Origin of the sequence: Eoetvoesiella sp. (assembly GCF_035555955.1) — a bacterium.
GTDB lineage: Bacteria > Pseudomonadota > Gammaproteobacteria > Burkholderiales > Burkholderiaceae_B > Eoetvoesia.
The window spans coordinates 54590-72963 of record NZ_DATMGA010000068.1 but is presented as its reverse complement, the minus strand read 5'-3'; the positions used below and the strand labels follow the sequence as shown (position 1 = coordinate 72963).

Below are 18374 nucleotides of genomic sequence, written 5' to 3'. Positions count from 1 at the left end.
ATTTTAGCCCATCCGCTTCAGCGATTTTTTATATTCGCGCCCGCGCTCTACATAGTGCTGGGTGTTGTCGTGCATGGAGCGGATTTCGTCCTCAGAGAGCTCGCGCACGATTTTCCCCACGCCCACCACCAGCGAGTTGTCGGGGATTTCGCGGCCTTCCGGCACAATGGCGCCCGCGCCGATAAGGCAGTTGCGGCCGATGACAGCGTTGTTCAGCACGATGGCCTGCATACCGATGAGGGCGCCGTCGCGGATGGTGCAGCCGTGCAGCATGGCCTGGTGGCCTACGGTCACGTTTTCGCCGATGGTCATGGGCACGCCGGCGTCCACATGAAGCACGCTGCCTTCCTGGATGTTGCTGTTGCGCCCGATGATGATGGGGGCGTTGTCCCCGCGTATGTTGACGTTGGACCAGACGCTGACCCCGGCGGCCAGCCTGACGTCGCCGATGATGTCGGCGCTTTCGAAGATGAACGTGTCGCCGTCGATTTGAGGGACGAGGGTGTCGAACTGATAGATGGCCATGAGTTTCCTTGGTTGCGCGAACCAGCGCGTGCGCGCTCGCCGCCGTGGCGGCCGGCTTGCCCGTGCGGGGCCGGCGTTCGGTATTTTTATTATTATCGCTTGTCGGCGGCCGCCATGCGCAGTTCGTCTCGGGCCAGGATGATGGCGGCCGGATCGAAATGCTGGCCCGGGCTTTTGAGCGGCTGGTCGCGCCGCCCGCAATGCCAGAAGTTTCCCTGCTTGTCGATGGTGGCCAGGTCGCCGGTCATCAGCCAGTCGCCTCTGAACCGGGCAAGGGTGGCCGCTTCGTTGCGCCAGTAGCCGAGGAACATGGAGGGGTCGGGGTGGCCGAGAATATCGTAGCGGTTGATGGCGATTTCGCCGACGATATTGGCCGGAGCCGGCTTGCCGTTGTCGTCCAGCACGGTGACGAGATGGCCGGGAAAGGGCCGCCCGAGGCTGCCCGCAAGCGCTGGCCACTTGAAGTGGCTGTTGCCGACGACGTAGTTGGCTTCGGCCAGGCCGTAGGCCTCGTTGGGCGTGACGCCCAGGGCGCGCTGGCACCATTCGAAGGCATGGCCGGGCAGCGACCCGCCGCTTATCACGATGGCGCGCAGCGCCTGGGGGTATTGTTCGCGGGGTGTATCTTGCAGTTCGTCCATGAGGCGCGTGAGCGTGCTGGGCGAGAATGCCGCGTTGGTGACCCGGTAGCGTTTCAGGATATCGAGTGCGCGCGCGCCTGTGGCGCTGCCCGCCGTGATGACGACGGCGCGGCCGAAGTACAGGGCGGGCAGTATGCCGTTGAGCAAGCTGCCGCAGTGCGTTGCGTCGTCGGGCGTCCAGAATATGTCGGTGGGTTGCGGAAACCAGTTTTGCGATGCCACGAAGCCCGGCAGATTGCCGATGAGGGCGCGGTGGGCATGAAGAATGCCCGCCGGCTTGGCTGGCGGCTGGCCGGTATGGAACAGCAGGGCGGCGCTGTCGGAGCGGGTGGGCAGCATCCTGAAGCTTGTGGGCTGGCGGGCCAGCAGGCTGTGCCAGGGCAGGATGCTGTCGTGCTGGAAGCCCAGGCCGACTATTTGCGTCAGGGCGGGGCAGCGTACCTGGGCCTGCAGCAGGTCGGGCCCGGAGGCGGCGTCGACCAGGGCCACGCGCGCCTCGGCATCGCGCAGGCGCGCTCCCAGCCCGTCGGAACCCAGCCTTTGCGCAGAAAGAGGGACCGCAATGGCTCCCACACTGAACGCCGCCATGCAGGCGGCGATGAGTTCGGGGCGGGGCGTCATGACGATGGCTACGCGATCGCCTGGCTGCACCCCCATTTTCGTGAGCCCGTTGGCCAGTTGATGGCTGGTTTCCGATAGCCGGGTGTAGCTCCAGATGCCGGGCTGGTTGTTTTCATCTTCGAAATAAATGGCGGTGCGCCGGCCCTCGTGCAGGTTCTCGGCCCATCGGTGCACACACACCTGCGCGATATTGAATTGGGAAGGGACAAACCACTGATAAGACGAGTAGAGATCAGGGTATCGGTCGTTCATTGTTTATTTTTTGGCTGCAACGAGGTAAAGAAAGGCGTGGGCGTCTTTTTACTGTGCAAGCATGAACGACAAGCGGATTCTGTGCAATCCCTGAGGTACAGAAAGTTCAGCGGCCTAGGGTTTTTACGGGGTTGATTGTCGATGCGTTTAGACGCTTACCAATCGGGTGCCGAGCAGCCGGTCGTGCAGGAACTGGCCGTCGCGGTCGAACCAGGTCCAAAGAAACAAGGCGAATGGCGCGAAGACGATGAGCAGGTCGATGGCGGCAACGCCGCTGGCGTGGGAAATGCCCCGGATCGCCATGGCCGCCAGCAGCGGCACGCACCAGGCCAGAATGTAGCGCAGCACGAGCCGCGACAGGCCCGGCGTCGTGCCGTCGCGTTCGGCGATGCGGATGTTCCAGGTCTTCATGGGCAGGGTCTGGCCGCTGAAACGCCAGCTCATGACGAAGTACACGCCAATGGCCAAGAACAGAATGGCCTGGCGCAGGTGGCGCAAGGTAAGTCCGCTGCGGCTTTGCGTCAGGGTGTCCAGGATGTAGCCGGCCAGGAAGACCACGCCGAACAGCAGCACGCCCTCGTAGATCATGCAGGCGCATCGGCGCAGGCGGCTGGGGGCGGGAAGGGCGGGAGACGAGGTGGTGGTTTGTGGCATTGGCGAGCTGGCCCGATCGAGGATGGAATGTGGCAACCCTCTATTATCCGACATCTTGCGCACGGAAATGGAAAAAGCCGCTCTTGCGGCTTTTTCGGAGAGAGAGCAGCTGGGCTGCCGGCCTGCAAATTGCCGGAACAACTCCGGCTATCGGTCAGTAATCAAGCGGCCGATTCAACGTTCTTGCGGCTGACAGGAGCAATGCTGCTGGATTTCTGGGTCTTGCCCAGTTTTACGAACAGGCTCTTCAGCGCGACGCCGGGCTTGAAGCGGTTTTGTTCATCAATAGCTTCTTGCATCAGTTGGCGTTCGAGTTCATCGGTAAGACGGATGTCGCTGGACAGGTGGATCATGGTTAGCCTCTCTATAAATTGAGCGTTTCGCTCAGGGTTAACCCTATTATAAGGGTTAACCCTAGAATAGCAAGCTTTTTTTGTTGCGACGCAGTAAGAATGTCGGGCCGATGCCATTTCGGTTTCCGCAAACTGTTGTTTAAATGGCACGTCAGCGGTAGCCGGCCGGCACCATCTCAAAGCTGAACAGGCGGCAATCGAGCGCGCCGTTGTGCAGAGGGTAGCGGCGGTTTGGCTTGAGGCGCATCTTTTGCGGCAGGCTCAGGTCGCTGGTAATGACGCCGATCCGCCAGCCGCTGAAATTCTGCTTGAGGTTTTGCGACCACGCGCGCCACATTTCGGTGTCGTCGGTGTCCAGCCGCAGCCCGTAAGGAGGGTTGGTGACGAGCCAGCCCGATGGCGCGGGGGCGGGGGTGCTGCGTGCGTCCCCCACCTCGAAGCGGATGGAGTCCGGGGTCAGCCAGGCGCGCTCGACATTGTGCCGGGCCGCGTCGATGGCGGCGGGGTTCAGGTCCACGCCCACCAGCGGGCTTTCCAGCTGCGTGCCGATATGCGCACGGGCATCGTCCTTGAGATCGCGCCAATGCCGTGCATCGTGATTGCGCAGGCGTTCGAAGCCGAAAGGCCGCCAGATGCCCGCCGGTACGCCCAGGGCGATCCAGGCCGCTTCTATCAGAATGGTGCCGCTGCCGCAAAACGGATCGAGCAGCGGCTGCGAAGGATCCCAGCCGGAAAGCGCCAGGATGCCGGCCGCGAGATTCTCGCGGATGGGAGCTTCGCCCTTGTCCAACCGCCAGCCGCGCTTGAACAGGGATTCGCCCGAGGTGTCCAGGTACAAGGTGGCGCTGTCCTCGGTCAGGAACAAGTGAACCCGTGCATCGGGCCGCACGGTGTCGATGTCGGGCCGCGCGCCTTCGCGTTCGCGCAGGCGGTCGCAAATGCCGTCCTTGGCCCGCAGGTTGCAGTATTGCAGGCTTTGCATGGGGCTGCGGATCGCCGAAGTGTCGACGCGCAGCGTTTGCTCCGGGCCGAACCAGCGCTCCCAGGGCGTCTGGCGGGCCAGTTCGAGGATGTCGTCCTCATGCTGCACCGGACCGTGCGCGACTTGCAGCAGTATGCGGGTGGCCAGGCGGGAATACAGATTGGCGCGCTGCATGCCGGTCCAGTCGGCGCTGAAGTGGCAGCCGGCGCGCCCCGGGCGCGCATCGTCGAAGCCCAATGCCTGGAGTTCCTCGGCCAGCGCTTCTTCTAGGCCTTGGGGGCAGGGGGCGAAGATGGGGAAGATCTCGGCATGGCGGGGAGGCTTCGCGGACTTTCGCCGGCCTGTGCGGGGCGTATCGTCGGCGGCGTCGTCCCGGGGCTCGTGTTCCTGGCGGGCTCTGGAATCGGACGCGGAGTGGAGCGGCCTGTCGGCGGAAGCGCGCGGCGGTGACGCTCGGCGCTGTCCGGACGCCGGGGCTTTGCCGTCTGTCCGCGACGAGTCCGGGCGTGCTTGTCCGGAGCTTTCCGAGGCCGGCGCCGTCCGGGCGGGGGCCTGCTTGGCGCGTTCGAGCTCGCGCTGGGCGATCTGGCGGGCGCGCCCGCCCGAACGCTGGCGCTTGCCGGCCGGCGCGGCGTCTTCGGTTTCCTTGGGGCGCCTGGAAAGGGTAAGGGTCTTGCGTGTTTTGTCGGACTCGGTCATGAAGAGGTACGTAGGTCAGAAAGGTCGGACTACGACCAGGGCAACTATGACCAGCAGCAGAATGACGGGGGCTTCGTTGAACCAGCGGTAGTAGCGGTGGCTGCGGGTATTGCGGCCGGCTTCAAAGTTTTTCAGCAGCCTGCCGCAGGCCAGATGGTAGGCAACGACCACCAGCACCAGGAACAGCTTGGCGTGCATCCAGGCCTGGCCTTGCCCGAGCTTGAAGCCCAGGAACAGCCACAGGCCGAACAATATGGCCAGCACCGCCAGCTTGCTGGTGAAGCGGTACAGGCGCCGCGCCATGCCCAGCAGGCAGGTCTGGACGGCCTCGTTGGGATTTTGAGCCAGGTTGACGTAGATGCGCGGCAGGTAGAACAGCCCGGCAAACCACGAAACGACGAACACGATGTGCAGGGTCTTGACCCACAGCATGTCAGCCGCGCAGCTGGCCGTCGCCGGTCAGCACCCATTTGAGCGTGGTCAGGCCCTCGAGCCCGACCGGGCCGCGGGCATGCAGGCGATTGGTCGAGATGCCGATTTCCGCGCCCAGGCCATATTCGAAGCCGTCGGCGAAGCAGGTGGGCAGGTTGACGTACACCGAGCTGGAGTCTACCTCGCGCTGGAAGCGGGTGGCGGCATGCAGGTTCTCGGTGACGATGGATTCGGTGTGGCCGGAGCTCCAGCGCGCGATGTGATCCATGGCCTGGTCGATGTCGTCGACGATGCGGATGGCCAGGATGGGTTCGAGATATTCGGTGGCCCAGTCCTCGTCGGTGGCCGGCACGGCTTGAGGGATCAGCGCGCGGGTGCGCTCGCAGCCGCGCAGTTCCACGCCCTTGTCCAGCAAGGTTTTGGCAAGGCGGGGCAAGATAGCGGGCGCGACGGCGGCATGCACCAGCAGTGTTTCCATGGCGCCGCAGATCCCGTAGCGATAGGTCTTGGCATTGACGGCGATGTCGTGGGCTTTGTCCAGGTCGGCGGCCGCGTCGATGTAGACATGGCAGTTGCCGTCCAGGTGCTTGAGCAGCGGCACGCGGGCCTCGTTGGAAAGCCGCGCGATCAGCCCCTTGCCGCCGCGGGGGATGATGACGTCGATGTAGTCGGTGAGGGTGGCCAGCATGCCCACCGCCGCGCGGTCTGTGGTGCCGACCACCTGCACGGCGTGCTCGGGCAGGCCGGCATCGGCCAGGCCCGCCTGGATGACCGCGCCCAGGGCGCGATTGGAATGAAAGGCCTCGCTGCCGCCGCGCAGAATCGTGGCGTTGCCCGATTTCAGGCACAGGGCGGCCGCGTCGATGGTGACGTTGGGGCGCGACTCGTAGATGATGCCGATGACCCCGATGGGCACGCGCATCTGGCCGACCCGCATGCCGTTGGGCCGAGTGTTCGACGCGGTTTCGCTGCCGACCGGATCAGGCATGTCGGCGATTTGCAGCAGGCCCGTCATCATGGTTTTCAGAGCCTTGTCGGACAAGGCCAGGCGGTCCACCATGGCCGGGGCCAGGCCGTTCTTGCGGGCGGCTTCGAGGTCTTTGGCGTTTTCGGCCTGCAACACCGCCTTGTCGCGCTCGAGGCGCGCCGCCATGGCGCGCAGGGCCTGGGCCTTGGCGTGGCCGGAGGCCGTCATGAGCAGCCGCGCGGCTTGCCGGGCCTGCATGCCAAGGGTTTTGATTTCGTCGGCCAGCGCCGTGTTCTGGACGGGCGTATCGGTAATCGGAGCGTTCATGATGGTGTCGTCGGGGCTTGAAGTGTTTTGGCCTTGCGCTTTGGGCAAGCGTCAAGGATAAAGCTATTTTAGCGCGGGCTGCGCGCCCCGCTGTTGGCAATGCGCAGGGTCAGGCGCGCCAGCTCTTCCCAGGGGTCGTCCAGGCGCCCCGCGACCTTCAACCCCTTGATCAGCCGATCGACGTCGTGGGCATGCTGCACGGCGGCCGGCCAGGCTTGCGCCGGCACGCGCTTGAGGGTCTGGCGCACGAGCTGTTCGCGCGGACCGAATACACGCTGCTGGCGCAGGGCGGACGAAAGGTCGTGTCCGGCGGCGGCCGTGGCGGCCAGGCGCGCCATGACGCGGATTTCCTCTCCCACGGCCCAGAGCACCAGCGGCAGGGCTTCGCCCTCGGCCCGCAAGCCGGCCAGTACGGTCAGGGCCCTTGCCGGGTTGCCGGCCAGCATGGCGTCGCGCAGCCCGAAAATATCGTAGCGGGCCACATTGAGCACGGCCTGCTCCACATCCTTGGCGCTGATCTTGCCCTCCGGGTAAAGCAGGCCGAGTTTTTGAATTTCCTGGAAGGCGGCCAGCAGGTTGCCTTCGACCTTGTCGGCCATCCATTCAAGGCTGGCCGGTTCCAGTTGCTGGTTCTGCCTGGCCATGCGCTGCTGGATCCATCGCGGCAATCCGGCCCGCTCGATGGTGGGCACTTCAATCAGCGTGGCGGCATCCAGCAGGGCGCCGGCCCATTTGCTGTTGCGTGTGGTTTTGTCCAGGCGGGGCAGGCTGACCAGCACCAGGGTGCCGTCGAGCAGGCCGGCTTGCGCCAGGCCGGCCAGCTTGGCCAGGGCTTCGCCGCCGGTTTTGCCCGGCTTGCCCGAGGGTAGCTTGACTTCGACCAGCCGCTTGTCGCCGAACAGGGAAATGTTCTGGGTTGCGGCGATCAGGGCCGACCAGTCGCTGCGCGCGTCCATGACCAGGCTGGTGCGCTCAAGGTAGCCGGCCCGGGAGGCCGCCGCGCGCAAGCCGTCCGAGGCCTCTGTGATGAGCAGGGGCTCGTCGCCCATGACGACGTACAGCGTGTCCAGGGCTTGAGAAGCTTGTTCAAGCTGCTCGAGGAGGCGGTCGATATCGAGCCGGCGTCCCATGGCTTCGCGACTCCTTGGTATGTGTTGACTAGCTCTAATTTATGCCGGTGCCCGGCGCCGCGCCAGGAATGGAAAGCGGCGTGGGAATGGGGGAGCGGTAGTCGTTCTGTTGGGCCGGGCCAGGGTTGCCGGGCTCGGTCTGGGGCAGATCTTGAGGATTCTGGAAGGCTTTGGTGACCTCGGGCGAGGTCAGGCGCCGCACGACGCGATCCACCAGGCTTTGCTGCATTTCGATGTACAGGTTGCCGATTTCCCCTTGCTTGGCCTGCAGCGCCGTGGAGTCGTAGGGTATTTCGCGGATGGCTTCGAGGGCGGTCGGCGGCAGTATCAGGTGTCCTTTGTCGTCGGTGAGCTGGAAGGTGAAGCGCAGGTTCAGCTCGTATTCCTCGACTTGCCCCTGTGCGTTCAATGAGACCTCGCGCAGGTATTGGGTGTTGGAAAGCTGGGTGAGCCGGGCCTGGGCTTCGCTGGCCTTGGAAACGAAGCGGGTGTTGGGCGAGGCGGCGATGATGGCGCGGCGTATTTGCGCGCCGAAGGCCGAGTTCTCGGGAATATTGGTATACAGGGTGTCGAAAGGCAGCGGCGAAACCCCTTTCAGGTGGAAGCCGCAAGCGCCAAGCACGGCAAGCAGCACCAGGCCGGCAAATCCGCGAGTCCAGTAGAGCAACGAGGAGGCGGTACTGCGGGTCGAGGTTGATTGACTGTGCATGGCTTGGTGGTTATCCGACGATGTTGACCAGTTTTCCGGGAACGACGATGACGCGCTTGGCGGGCCGGCCCTCGAGGAAGCGGATCGCCGCCTCGTGCGCGGCGGCGGCCTGCTCGATATCGGCCTTGGCGGCGCCGGTGGCGACCTTGAGCGAACCGCGCAGCTTGCCGTTGACCTGCAGCATGAGTTCGATTTCATCGGCAACCAGGGCGGCTTCGTCGACCTCGGGCCACGGGGCGTCCAGCAGATCTCCGTAGCGGGTGTCCAGCCCGAGTTCGCGCCATATCTGCCAGGTGATGTGAGGCACGACAGGATACAGCACGCGCAGCAGCACGCCAAGCGCATCGGCCAGGGCCTGGTGGGCGATGCCGGTATCGGGCAGCGTGGCCGCTTCGAGCGTGTTCAGCATTTTCATGCAGGTCGAAACCACGGTGTTGTACTGGATGCGCTGATAATCGTAGTCGGCCTGCTTGAGCAGGGTGTGGATTTCGCGGCGCAGTGTCTTGGTGGCTTCGTCGGCGCCGGCCCAGTCGGCGGCGGGGGATTGCGCGGCCGCCCGCACAAGCGCCTGCTTGCTGTGGCTGTAGGCCCAGACGCGCCGCAGGAAGCGGTTGGCGCCTTCGACGCCCGAATCGGACCATTCCAGGGTCTGCTCGGGGGGGCTGGCGAACATGACGAACAGGCGGGCCGTGTCGGCGCCCATGGTGTCGATGAGCGATTGGGGATCGACGCCGTTGTTCTTGGACTTGGACATGGTGCCGATGCCGCCGTATTGAATGGGCGAACCGTCCTTGAGCAGCTTGGCGCCCGTAATGGCGCCTTTGGCGTCGTAGGTGTTCTCGACTTCGTCGGGCCAGAAGTACTCGATGCCGCCTTTTTCGTTCTTGCGGGAATAGATGTGGTTCAGCACCATGCCCTGGCACAGCAGCTTGGTGAAGGGTTCGTCGAAGTCGACCAGCCCCAGGTCACGCATGACGCGCGTCCAGAAGCGCGCGTACAGCAGATGCAGCACGGCGTGCTCGATGCCGCCGATGTACTGGTCCATGGGCATCCAGTAGTCGTTGCGCTGGTCGACCATGGCGCTGTCGTTGCCGGGCGAGGTATAGCGCATGAAGTACCACGACGAATCCACGAAGGTGTCCATGGTGTCGGTTTCGCGGCGGGCCGCGGCGCCGCACTTGGGGCACTGGCACGACAGGAAGGCTTCGTGCTTGTTCAGGGGGTTGCCGCTGCCGTCGGGGATGAGATCGTCCGGCAGCACGACCGGCAGGTCTTTTTCGGGCACCGGAACCGGGCCGCATTCGGGGCAGTGGATGATGGGGATGGGCGTGCCCCAGTAGCGCTGGCGCGAAATGCCCCAGTCGCGCAGGCGCCACGTGGTTTGTTTTTCTCCCAGGCCTTTGGCGGCCAGGTCGGCGGCCACGGCATCGACGGCGGCAAGGGGCGCAAGCCCGTCGTACTTGCCCGAATTGACCAGGTTCCCCTGTTGCTTGTCGCCATACCACTCCTGCCAGGCATCGGTGGAATAGGTTTTGTTTCCGGCCGCAACCACCTGGGCGATGGGCAGGCCGTATTTTTTCGCGAAGGCGAAATCGCGCTCGTCGTGGGCGGGCACCCCCATGACGGCGCCATCGCCGTAGGTCATGAGTACGTAGTTGCCGACCCAGACGTCGACCGGCTCGCCGGTGAGGGGATGGGTGACCTGCAGGCCCGTGCGCATGCCTTCTTTTTCGCGCGTCGCCAGTTCGAGTTCGGTCGTACCGCCGATTTTGCAGGCCTCGATGAAGGCCGCCAGTTCGGGGTTGGAGCTGGCAGCCTGCGCCGCCAGGGGATGCTCGGGCGCCACCGCGCAGAACGTGACGCCCATGATGGTGTCGGCACGTGTGGTGAAGACATAAAGGCGGCCGTCCTGGATGAGCTTGCCGCTGTCGTCCTTGATGTCGTGCGGGAAGGCAAAGCGCACGCCGGCGCTTTTGCCTATCCAGTTTTCCTGCATCAGGCGCACACGTTCGGGCCAGCCCGGCAGGCCGTTCTTGACCTGCTCAAGCAGTTCTTCGGCGTAGTCGGTGATGCGCAGGTAATAGCCGGGGATCTCGCGCTTCTCGACAAGCGCGCCCGAGCGCCAGCCGCGTCCGTCGATGACCTGTTCGTTGGCCAGAACCGTCTGGTCGACCGGATCCCAGTTGACGACCTGGGTCTTGCGGTAGGCAATGCCTTTTTCCAGCATCTTCAGGAACAGCCACTGATTCCATTTGTAGTACTTGGGATCGCAGGCGCACATTTCGCGCGACCAGTCTATGGCCAGGCCCATCGCCAGCATCTGCTTTTTCATGTAGGCGATGTTGTCGTAGGTCCACTTGGCGGGCGGCACCTTGGACTTGATGGCGGCGTTCTCGGCCGGCATGCCGAAGGCGTCCCAGCCCATGGGCATCAGCACGTTATAGCCGCGCATGCGCAGCTGGCGCGTCATCATGTCGTTGATGGTGTAGTTGCGCACGTGGCCCATGTGCAGCTTGCCGCTGGGGTAGGGCAGCATGGAGCAGGCATAGAACTTGGGCTTGGGCGAGCCGTTGGCATCGACGGCGTTTTCGCTGACGCGATAGGCGTCGCGCCCGCTCCAGTTTTGCTGGGCGGCGGCTTCGACGGAAGTGGGGCTGTAACGTTCCTGCATGAGATTCTTGATCTTTAAGGTTTGATGCAAACCATACATTATAGGGTGCGGGGCTTCAAGGCGCTTTGGAAGCCGCGCATCGGGCGGGCCTGGTTCCGGCTTTGCCGTTTCGCGCTCGGCCGGATGGCGCCGCGAAGCCCGTGCATGGCTGGTTCGGCCATGCGGCGGGCGTAAAAAAACCCTGGCGGGAAACCAGGGTTTTTTTTGAATGCTGCTTGATTACTTGAGCTTGATTTCTTTGTAATCGACATGCTTGCGGGCGACGGGATCAAATTTTTTGATCAACATCTTTTCGGGCATGTTGCGCTTGTTCTTGGTGGTCGTGTAGAAGTGACCGGTGCCTGCGGTGGATTCGAGTTTGATTTTCTCGCGAATGCCTTTTGCCATGATGAGCTCCTGATGATTGGTACGCTATGCGGCGGCTTTAAGCCACTTCGCCACGGGCGCGCAGGTCGGCCAGAACGGCGTCGATGCCGTTTTTGTCGATGGTGCGGATAGCCTTGGTGGTAACGCGCAGGCGCACCCAGCGGTTTTCGCTTTCGACCCAGAAACGGCGCGATTGCAGGTTGGGAAGGAAGCGACGCTTGGTTTTGTTGTTAGCGTGCGAAACATTGTTGCCCACCATCGGGCCTTTGCCGGTAACTTGGCATACGCGTGCCATGGTTATACCCCTTAAGTTTTGCTGTAAAGGCCCATCCACCCTGGATATTTCCATTTCCCTTGAGTGACTACATGGCTACGTGACTGCGTGGCTGTAATAGCGAGCACCAAGGGGCAATGCTTTGGGGGTGAAACAAAAGACCAAAGTATCTGTAAAGCCTAGTATTCTAATATGAATCAGGCGGTTTAATCAAGTAGCCCGCATCGCGATGCGTCCAAACAGCCACGAAACAAAGGCGCAGAACGCCAATATGCCGGTCAGCGGGATGGCCGTGTGCGATTGCCAATGGCTGATCGCCAGGCCGGCCAGCGCACCGCACAGCATTTGCATGGTGCCCATCAGCGCGGAAGCTACGCCAAGGCGCCTGCCCTGACGTGCCAGCGCAAGCGCCGCGGCGTTGGGGTTCACGAAGCCTTGGCTGGCCATGAAGCCCATCAAGCATAGCATGAGCAGGGGCAGCGTCAGCCAGTCGAGCAGGGTAAGCGCCAGGCCGGCCAAGGTGGTCAGGACTATGGATACCTGGGCCGACTTCAGCAGGCCTTCCAGCGAGTAGCGGTCGAGCAGGCGGGCGCTGGCCTGCGAGGCCAGGATCAGCGAGGCGGCGCCCAGGGCGAAGATAAGGCCGAAATGCTGCGGATCCACCCCGTAAATGCCCATCAGCACCCTGGGCGTGCCCGAAATATATGTGAACAGGCCCGCCGAACCGAAGGCGCCGGCCAGCGAAAAGCACATGAACTGCCGGTCGTGCATCAGGCTCCAGTAGTTTTGGGCGATGATGGAGACGCGCAGCGGCGTGACTTTTTCGGGGGGCAGGGTTTCGCGCATGGTCAGCAGCGCGGCCAGCAGCAGCAAGGCGCCGCCCGCCGCCATCAGGCCGAACACGCCGCGCCAGCCTACGAACAGCAGCACCTGGCCGCCCAGCACGGGCCCCAGGATGGGAGTGACGCCCATGATCAGGATAAGCAGGGACAAGGCCTTGGAGGCTTCGCGGGTATCGTAGTTGTCGCGTATGACCGCGCGGGGAATCACCATGCCGGCGGCGCCGCCCAGGGCCTGCACGATGCGCCATGCGGTCAGGTGCTCGATATCGTTGGTCAAGGTACAGACGACGGATGCGATGGTGAAGATGACCAGGCCGCCGATCAAGGGGAGCTTGCGCCCGTAGCGGTCGGCCATCGGGCCGTAGATCATCTGCGCCAGGGCCAGGCCGAACAGATAGCTGGCCAGCGTGCGTTCGACCTGGCCCTCCGTGGCGTGCAGGCCTTGGGCGATGGACGGAAAAGCGGGCAGGTACAGGTCGATGGCAAGGGGGCCCAGTGCGGTCAGGGCTCCCATCAGCAGCAGCCATCCGGGCAGCAGCGGTTCTTTTTTTACGGCGGGCATGTAGTAAATGCGCATCAGTGATGCGAAGGCGGGGAAGTCGTTAGTCTAAAGGAATACAGCGCGGCCCGCAGAGCGCGATTCCGCGGGGTATCCGGTGCGCACTGGGGGGCATGGAAGGGCCGGCATGCCGGGCGAGTGGTTTCGGGATCGGACTTTTGGTGATAAATTGGTGGCGGTCTTCCATGCCCCTACCCAGTCAGGGGGGCGCCGGGAGGCTTTTCGCTTGTTCATATCTGAGAAATTTATAGACTTGTAAACAGGCAGGGATGGTTTGGATAGGTTCTTGCGGCCCACGCCGCCGGTACCGGGCGGCAAGTTGCGAACCCTGTTCAAGGTATTCCTGAACCAATAGGGAGTGGGATGTGAGTTCGGTTTTATCCGCGGTTGAAAAAAAATTGGCGTCGTTGCCGTTGCCGGTTCAAGTGCAGTTGCCCGATGGCTCGGTGGCCGGGCCGGCCAACGCCAGAATGCGTCTCATCGCCAAAGACAAGACGGCTTTGCTGCATCTGGCCATGGGGCAAACCGGTTTGCTGGGCGAAGACTACGTTGAGGGCCGGCTCGATTTCGAGGGGACCATGCGCGATCTCATGGATCTGGCGGCCGCCATCCTGCCCGACTCTCCCATCGACGTGGGGCGCGGCAACTGGCTCACGCGCATGGCCCGCCACATCATTTCCGTGCGGCGCCACAGCACGGCGCGCGACGCCAAGCAAATCCAGTTTCATTACGACTTGTCCGACGACTTCTATGCCCTGTGGCTGGATCCGCGCCGGGTCTATTCCTGCGCCTACTACCGCGAACCAGACATGACCATCGCCCAGGCCCAGGAAGCCAAGCTCGACCATATCTGCCGCAAGCTGGCCCTTAAATCGGGCGAGCGCTTTCTGGATATCGGCGCGGGCTGGGGCGGTCTGCTGCTTTGGGCGGCCGAAAACTACGGGGTGGATGCCACGGGCATCACCTTGTCCAAGAACCAGCATGCCCACGTCAACCGGCTCATCCAGGAAAAAGGCCTGTCGGGACGCGTGCGCATGACGCTGCTCGACTACCGCGACCTGGACGAATCCGTTCCCTACGACAAGATCGCCTCGGTCGGCATGTTCGAGCACGTCGGCCGCGCCCAGTTGCCGGGGTATTTTTCCAAGCTGCGGCGCCTGCTGCGCCCGGGGGGCCTGATCATGAACCACGGCATTACCGCGGGCGGCGTGTACAACGCCGAGGTCGGCGCGGGCATGGGGCAGTTCATCGAAAAATACATTTTCCCGGGCGGCGAGCTGACCCACATCAGCAACGAGCTGGCCTGCATTTCCGATGCCGGCCTGGAAGACGTCGACATCGAGAACCTGCGCCCCCACTATGCCCGTGCGCTCTGGGCCTGGAGCGACGCGCTGGAATCCCGGCTGGACGAGGCGCGCCAGTGCCTCACGGGCGAGCAGGGCGAAAAATCGCTGCGCGCCTACCGCGTATACCTGGCCGGTTGCGCCATGGGATTCGAGCACGGCTGGATCGCGCTGCATCAGGTTCTGCTGCAGCACAAGGCCACGGGCCGGCGCGACGAGCTCGACTACCCCGCCGACCTTTCGTATCCGTGGCGCCGCGACTACATTTATCGTTGATCTTGCGGCGGGTTCAGGGCGCGGTGCGGCGGCGGTATTGCCGCAGCACCCGCCAGTACCAGAAGTAAAGCAATACGGCCGATACGCCCAGGCCAATAAGCGCCATCAACCACAGGGTGGCGGCTCCTATGGGGGCTCCGGGCATTATCCAGTCCACCATGGGCTGCAGGGCCCCGGCCGCGGGGCCGAAGCCCAGCCACCATCCTCCCAGCAGTCCTACGCCTGTCAGCGCGAAGATTTGCAGCAGCAGCGGCACGGTGGCCACTTTATAGGCGCGCAGCAAGTACGAGTTGATGCATTGCATGGCGTCGCACAAGTGGAAATAAGGTATGACCTGCATGAGCGCCGCGGCGACGGCCGCCACCTGCAGGTCGTCGGTGTAGACGGCCAGAATGTCCCTTTTGCCCACGATCAGGATGCAGATGGTGGCCAGGGCCCCGACCAGCACAATAAGCTGCCCCGCCAGCGCGGTCTTGCGGGCGCGCGGCATGTCTTCCGCGCCGATCGCCTGGGCGGTGAGCGAGGCCGAGGCGATTCCCACCGCCATGGGCATCATGTAGCAAAGCGCCACCAGATTGGCCATGATTTGATGGCCGCCCGTAACGAACATGCCTTCGCGCGCCACGAGCAGGGCCATGAAGCTGAACGCGCAGACCTCGACCAGGTACGAGCCGCCCATGGGCAGGCCAAGCCGCAGCAGTTCTTTTTGGTCGCGCCAGCGCGGCCGATGAAGCTTGAGCTTGAAGCGCGCGTAGAATTTATCGTGCCGCAGCATCCACAGGCCGGCCGCCAGGGTCATCCAGCCGACGATGGCCGTTGAAAGGCCGGCGCCTATCGCGCCGAGCGCCGGCGCCCCCAGGTTGCCGAAAATGAAGATCCAGTTGAACAAGGCCTTGAAGCCGATGCTGGCCAGGTTGATGTTCATGACCATCTTGGGCTTGGAAACCGCGGTGCCCAGCGCGTAAATGGTGCGAAAGACCAGCGTGGCGGGAAGCGCAAGCGCCAGGGCTCGCAGATACCAGGCGATTTCGTGTTCCACGGCGGGCTCGATATCGCCGGACATCGCCAGCCAGGCGTGAGGAAACAGCAGGGTGGCAATACCCACCGCCGACAGGCCCAGCGCCATCCATACGCCCTGGCCCCAGGCCTGGCCGGCGGCTTCGTGGCGCTGGGCCCCGAAATGCTGGCCGATGATGGGGATGAGGGCGTGCACCACGCCCATCAGCCCCACGAACACAGTAATGTAGATGGAGACCGACAGCGACATGGCCTGCAGGTCGGCGGCGCTGGAGTGGCCGGCCATGGCGGTGTCGAGAACGCCGAAGGCGATGCCCGCCCAGGCGCTGACCAGCACGGGCCATGCGTGGTTGAGTGTTTGCCTTACATAGAACAGCAGCGTGCCCGGCAACGCTGAGACGCCCATGTTATTTGACTCTCAGCAGGCGGAACATTTCGTGGCGGTCGGGGCCGCGCTTGCCTTCCCACAATACCCGCGCATTGTCGTAACCCGCCGTGCCTTCCCGCACGTTCTGCGGGGAGGTTTGCTGCAGCACCAAAGTGCATTTGGGGTCGTAGCTGAAGGTGATGTCGTTGAAGACGTAGAACGAAGCGCGCTGGCCGGTTCCCAGCGCCGAGGCGCGCACGCATTCGCCTGGGCGGGCCAGCGTGTCGAGCGCGACCTTGAGCTGGGCCGATACGCTGCGGTAGCTGCGCACGTAGTCCAGCGCCGGCATCCACAGCGTGACCAGAAGCAGCCAGGTAAGCGTAATGCCGCAGGCCGACAGCACGGTGCCGCGCCACAGGGCGGCCGGCTTGGCGTGCAGGCGCCAGTGCACCAGCGCGATCCAGCAGGCGGTGCCGGCAAGGGCGATAAGGACGGCCGGCCAGGATACATAGGCGTTGTAGCCTTGTGTCTGGCGGGCGATATTGTGGGCGATCTGTGTTGGCCAGCCGGTTTGCAGGGCCACCCAGCCCAGCCAGACGGTGACGCATGTCAGGGAAAAGCACATGACGGCGAACCAGTCCAGCGAGTTGACGACGCCGCGCCGCAGGGTGGGCAGGGCAAAGGCGGCAAGCACGGCCACGGGGACGGCCATGAGGCTGTATTCGGGTTCGAACGGATCCACCAGGAAAGCCATGACCACCAGTGGCCAGACGGCGAACATGAGCGGTATCCAGATGTGCGGCGCATAGAGCCAGGACCGCCAGCGCCAGATGGCCAGCAGGGCAAACGGCCAGGTGGGCCACAAGAACCAGGGCAGGTCGCGCAGGATGCTGAGCAGCTCCGGAATGCGGGGCCAGTTGAAGGAGTCGACGTTCCACAGCCACCAGTTTTCGGCCCAGTAGGGGCTGAGGTGGCTGGCAGGAATCCACCAGAGCAGGATCAGGCTGGCGGCGATGACAGTGGAGACGATGAGCCAGTGCTTGGCCTGCCACAAGCTGGTATGCGGAGTGAAGGCGAATGGCGCGGCCAGCATGATGGGCAGCGCGCCTATCCATCCCCGGGTCAGAAACGCCGCGCCCACGGCGATGCCGAGCGTGACGGCGCCCGAGACCGGGTGATCCAGCATGCGGGCCACGGCATAGAAGGCCAGGGCCTGGAAGGCGATGATGGCAGGGACTTCCGAGGTTTCGTGAAGGCGCCACATAATGCCCGCGGTGGCCAGGATGAGCAGCAGGGCGGCGTCGGCGATCATGCGGCCGTAGTCGCGCACTGTGGGTTCACCGCCAAACGGCAGGGCCAGGGGCTGGGGCTCGGGGCGCCGGCCCAGCAGGTAGGTGCCGTACCAGATGGACCACAGGATGATGCCGAACCATAGAAAGTTCGGCAGCCGCGAAGCGATGATGGCGGCGTTCAGCGACGAGGTGAAAAATTCGAACAGAGGGCTGAACAGCCAGATGCTGAACGCGCCGACCCACATGGGCAACGGACCATCCTGGGCGTGGGCCAGGTCGCCGATTTGAGGCAGCCAAAGGGCATGCGCCGGCCCGTGCAGGGCGGTAAGCATGGTGGCCAGGCCGACGACGTCGTCGCTTTTCCAGGGGTCCCGGAAGTACAGGCCGGCAAAAATATAGACGACGCCCAGCAGCAGCAACAGTAGTCTGGGCAGCTTGGTGGTTGCCGGCGCGGTCAGTCGGGCCGGAGTCAGGCGGGATTCTTGTGGAGCCACAGGGTCGGCAAAATTTAAATGAATGACGCAGCCATCTTAAAGTAAAAAGACATTGAAAAGGCAGCCCGCAGGCTGCCTTTTTGTCGGAGCTTGTAAAAACGCCCCGGTGCATTGCGCCGCTTGGGCGGCGAGCAGGTAATTACGATGCTTTCTTGACGGTGCCGGCCGTGCGGGCGAAACGAGCGCGGAATTTCTCGACGCGGCCGGTTTCCACGATGCGCGTTTGCGCGCCGGTGTAGAACGGATGCGATTCGGAGGTAACTTCACACTTGAAAAGCGGGTAGGTTTTACCATCGAGGTCGATGGTTTCGCGGCTGGCCAGCGTAGAGCGCGAAATAAACTTGCTGCCCGTTTGCTGATCCAAGAACACCACTTCGCGGTATTCGGGGTGGACGCCTTCTTTCATGGTGATATCCTGTTGGACCCGCTAGGATCCGGTTGCTTTCTAAAAAACGGGTCGCCGATCGAAATGCGCATAAAATATAGAGGCGCCATTTTGGTCACGTATCCAAATTAACTCGTAATTCTAGCATGCCAACGGCTTGTTTTCAAAGACCTTCCCGAAATGCAGGCCGAGATGC

At 63.5% G+C, this 18374-nt stretch carries 17 protein-coding genes; 1 reads left to right on the top strand and 16 read right to left on the bottom strand.

Features of this window, described 5'->3' with window-relative positions; all coding sequences use genetic code 11:
• Positions 1-3: 3 nt before the first annotated feature.
• The 13 genes from VNT00_RS17105 to VNT00_RS17045 all read right to left on the bottom strand — a co-directional run bounded on the left by VNT00_RS17105 (position 4) and on the right by VNT00_RS17045 (position 13007).
• A complete protein-coding gene (locus VNT00_RS17105) occupies positions 4-525 on the bottom strand; it encodes a gamma carbonic anhydrase family protein (RefSeq protein ID WP_325589689.1) in 522 nt (173 codons plus the stop codon).
• A gap of 92 nt (positions 526-617) precedes the next feature.
• Positions 618-2039: an AMP-binding protein gene (locus VNT00_RS17100; protein ID WP_325589687.1), complete on the bottom strand. Its 1422-nt coding sequence runs from the start codon at positions 2037-2039 to the stop codon at positions 618-620.
• Between the two features lie 147 nt (positions 2040-2186).
• Entirely contained in the window at positions 2187-2693 is a 507-nt protein-coding gene (locus VNT00_RS17095) for an RDD family protein (RefSeq protein ID WP_325589685.1), read from the bottom strand.
• A gap of 161 nt (positions 2694-2854) precedes the next feature.
• Positions 2855-3046, bottom strand: coding sequence for a BAR domain-containing protein (locus VNT00_RS17090; RefSeq protein ID WP_325589683.1), 192 nt, complete (start codon positions 3044-3046; stop codon positions 2855-2857).
• A 151-nt stretch (positions 3047-3197) separates the two neighbouring features.
• Complete coding sequence (locus VNT00_RS17085; RefSeq protein ID WP_325589681.1) at positions 3198-4727, bottom strand: THUMP domain-containing protein; 1530 nt, start codon at positions 4725-4727, stop codon at positions 3198-3200.
• A 15-nt stretch (positions 4728-4742) separates the two neighbouring features.
• Positions 4743-5159, bottom strand: a complete 417-nt coding sequence (locus tag VNT00_RS17080; RefSeq protein ID WP_325589679.1) for a CopD family protein — start codon at positions 5157-5159, stop codon at positions 4743-4745.
• 1 nt (position 5160) lies between these two features.
• On the bottom strand, positions 5161-6453 hold the full coding sequence (locus VNT00_RS17075; protein WP_325589677.1) for a glutamate-5-semialdehyde dehydrogenase: 1293 nt from the start codon (positions 6451-6453) through the stop codon (positions 5161-5163).
• Positions 6454-6521: 68 nt separating this feature from the next.
• Entirely contained in the window at positions 6522-7583 is a 1062-nt protein-coding gene (holA, locus tag VNT00_RS17070) for a DNA polymerase III subunit delta (RefSeq protein ID WP_325589675.1), read from the bottom strand.
• Positions 7584-7617: 34 nt separating this feature from the next.
• Complete coding sequence (locus VNT00_RS17065; RefSeq protein ID WP_325589673.1) at positions 7618-8292, bottom strand: LPS-assembly lipoprotein LptE; 675 nt, start codon at positions 8290-8292, stop codon at positions 7618-7620.
• Positions 8293-8302: 10 nt separating this feature from the next.
• On the bottom strand, positions 8303-10963 hold the full coding sequence (gene leuS, locus VNT00_RS17060) for a leucine--tRNA ligase (RefSeq protein WP_325589671.1): 2661 nt from the start codon (positions 10961-10963) through the stop codon (positions 8303-8305).
• A gap of 219 nt (positions 10964-11182) precedes the next feature.
• A complete protein-coding gene (rpmG, locus tag VNT00_RS17055; protein ID WP_094827438.1) occupies positions 11183-11350 on the bottom strand; it encodes a 50S ribosomal protein L33 in 168 nt (55 codons plus the stop codon).
• Between the two features lie 37 nt (positions 11351-11387).
• A complete protein-coding gene (rpmB, locus tag VNT00_RS17050) occupies positions 11388-11624 on the bottom strand; it encodes a 50S ribosomal protein L28 (protein ID WP_325589665.1) in 237 nt (78 codons plus the stop codon).
• 189 nt (positions 11625-11813) lie between these two features.
• On the bottom strand, positions 11814-13007 hold the full coding sequence (locus VNT00_RS17045; protein ID WP_325589663.1) for a multidrug effflux MFS transporter: 1194 nt from the start codon (positions 13005-13007) through the stop codon (positions 11814-11816).
• Positions 13008-13369: 362 nt separating this feature from the next.
• On the opposite strand from VNT00_RS17045, the gene VNT00_RS17040 reads away from it, so the two are divergent.
• A complete protein-coding gene (locus tag VNT00_RS17040; RefSeq protein ID WP_325589662.1) occupies positions 13370-14623 on the top strand; it encodes a class I SAM-dependent methyltransferase in 1254 nt (417 codons plus the stop codon).
• Between the two features lie 13 nt (positions 14624-14636).
• Here the strand turns inward: VNT00_RS17040 and VNT00_RS17035 are convergent, their stop codons facing one another.
• The 3 genes from VNT00_RS17035 to VNT00_RS17025 form a co-directional block, all read right to left on the bottom strand.
• Positions 14637-16046: an MATE family efflux transporter gene (locus VNT00_RS17035; protein WP_325589661.1), complete on the bottom strand. Its 1410-nt coding sequence runs from the start codon at positions 16044-16046 to the stop codon at positions 14637-14639.
• A gap of 1 nt (position 16047) precedes the next feature.
• Positions 16048-17793: an ArnT family glycosyltransferase gene (locus VNT00_RS17030; protein ID WP_325589659.1), complete on the bottom strand. Its 1746-nt coding sequence runs from the start codon at positions 17791-17793 to the stop codon at positions 16048-16050.
• A 139-nt stretch (positions 17794-17932) separates the two neighbouring features.
• Positions 17933-18199, bottom strand: coding sequence for a type B 50S ribosomal protein L31 (locus tag VNT00_RS17025; protein ID WP_325589657.1), 267 nt, complete (start codon positions 18197-18199; stop codon positions 17933-17935).
• Between the last annotated feature and the right edge of the window lie 175 nt (positions 18200-18374).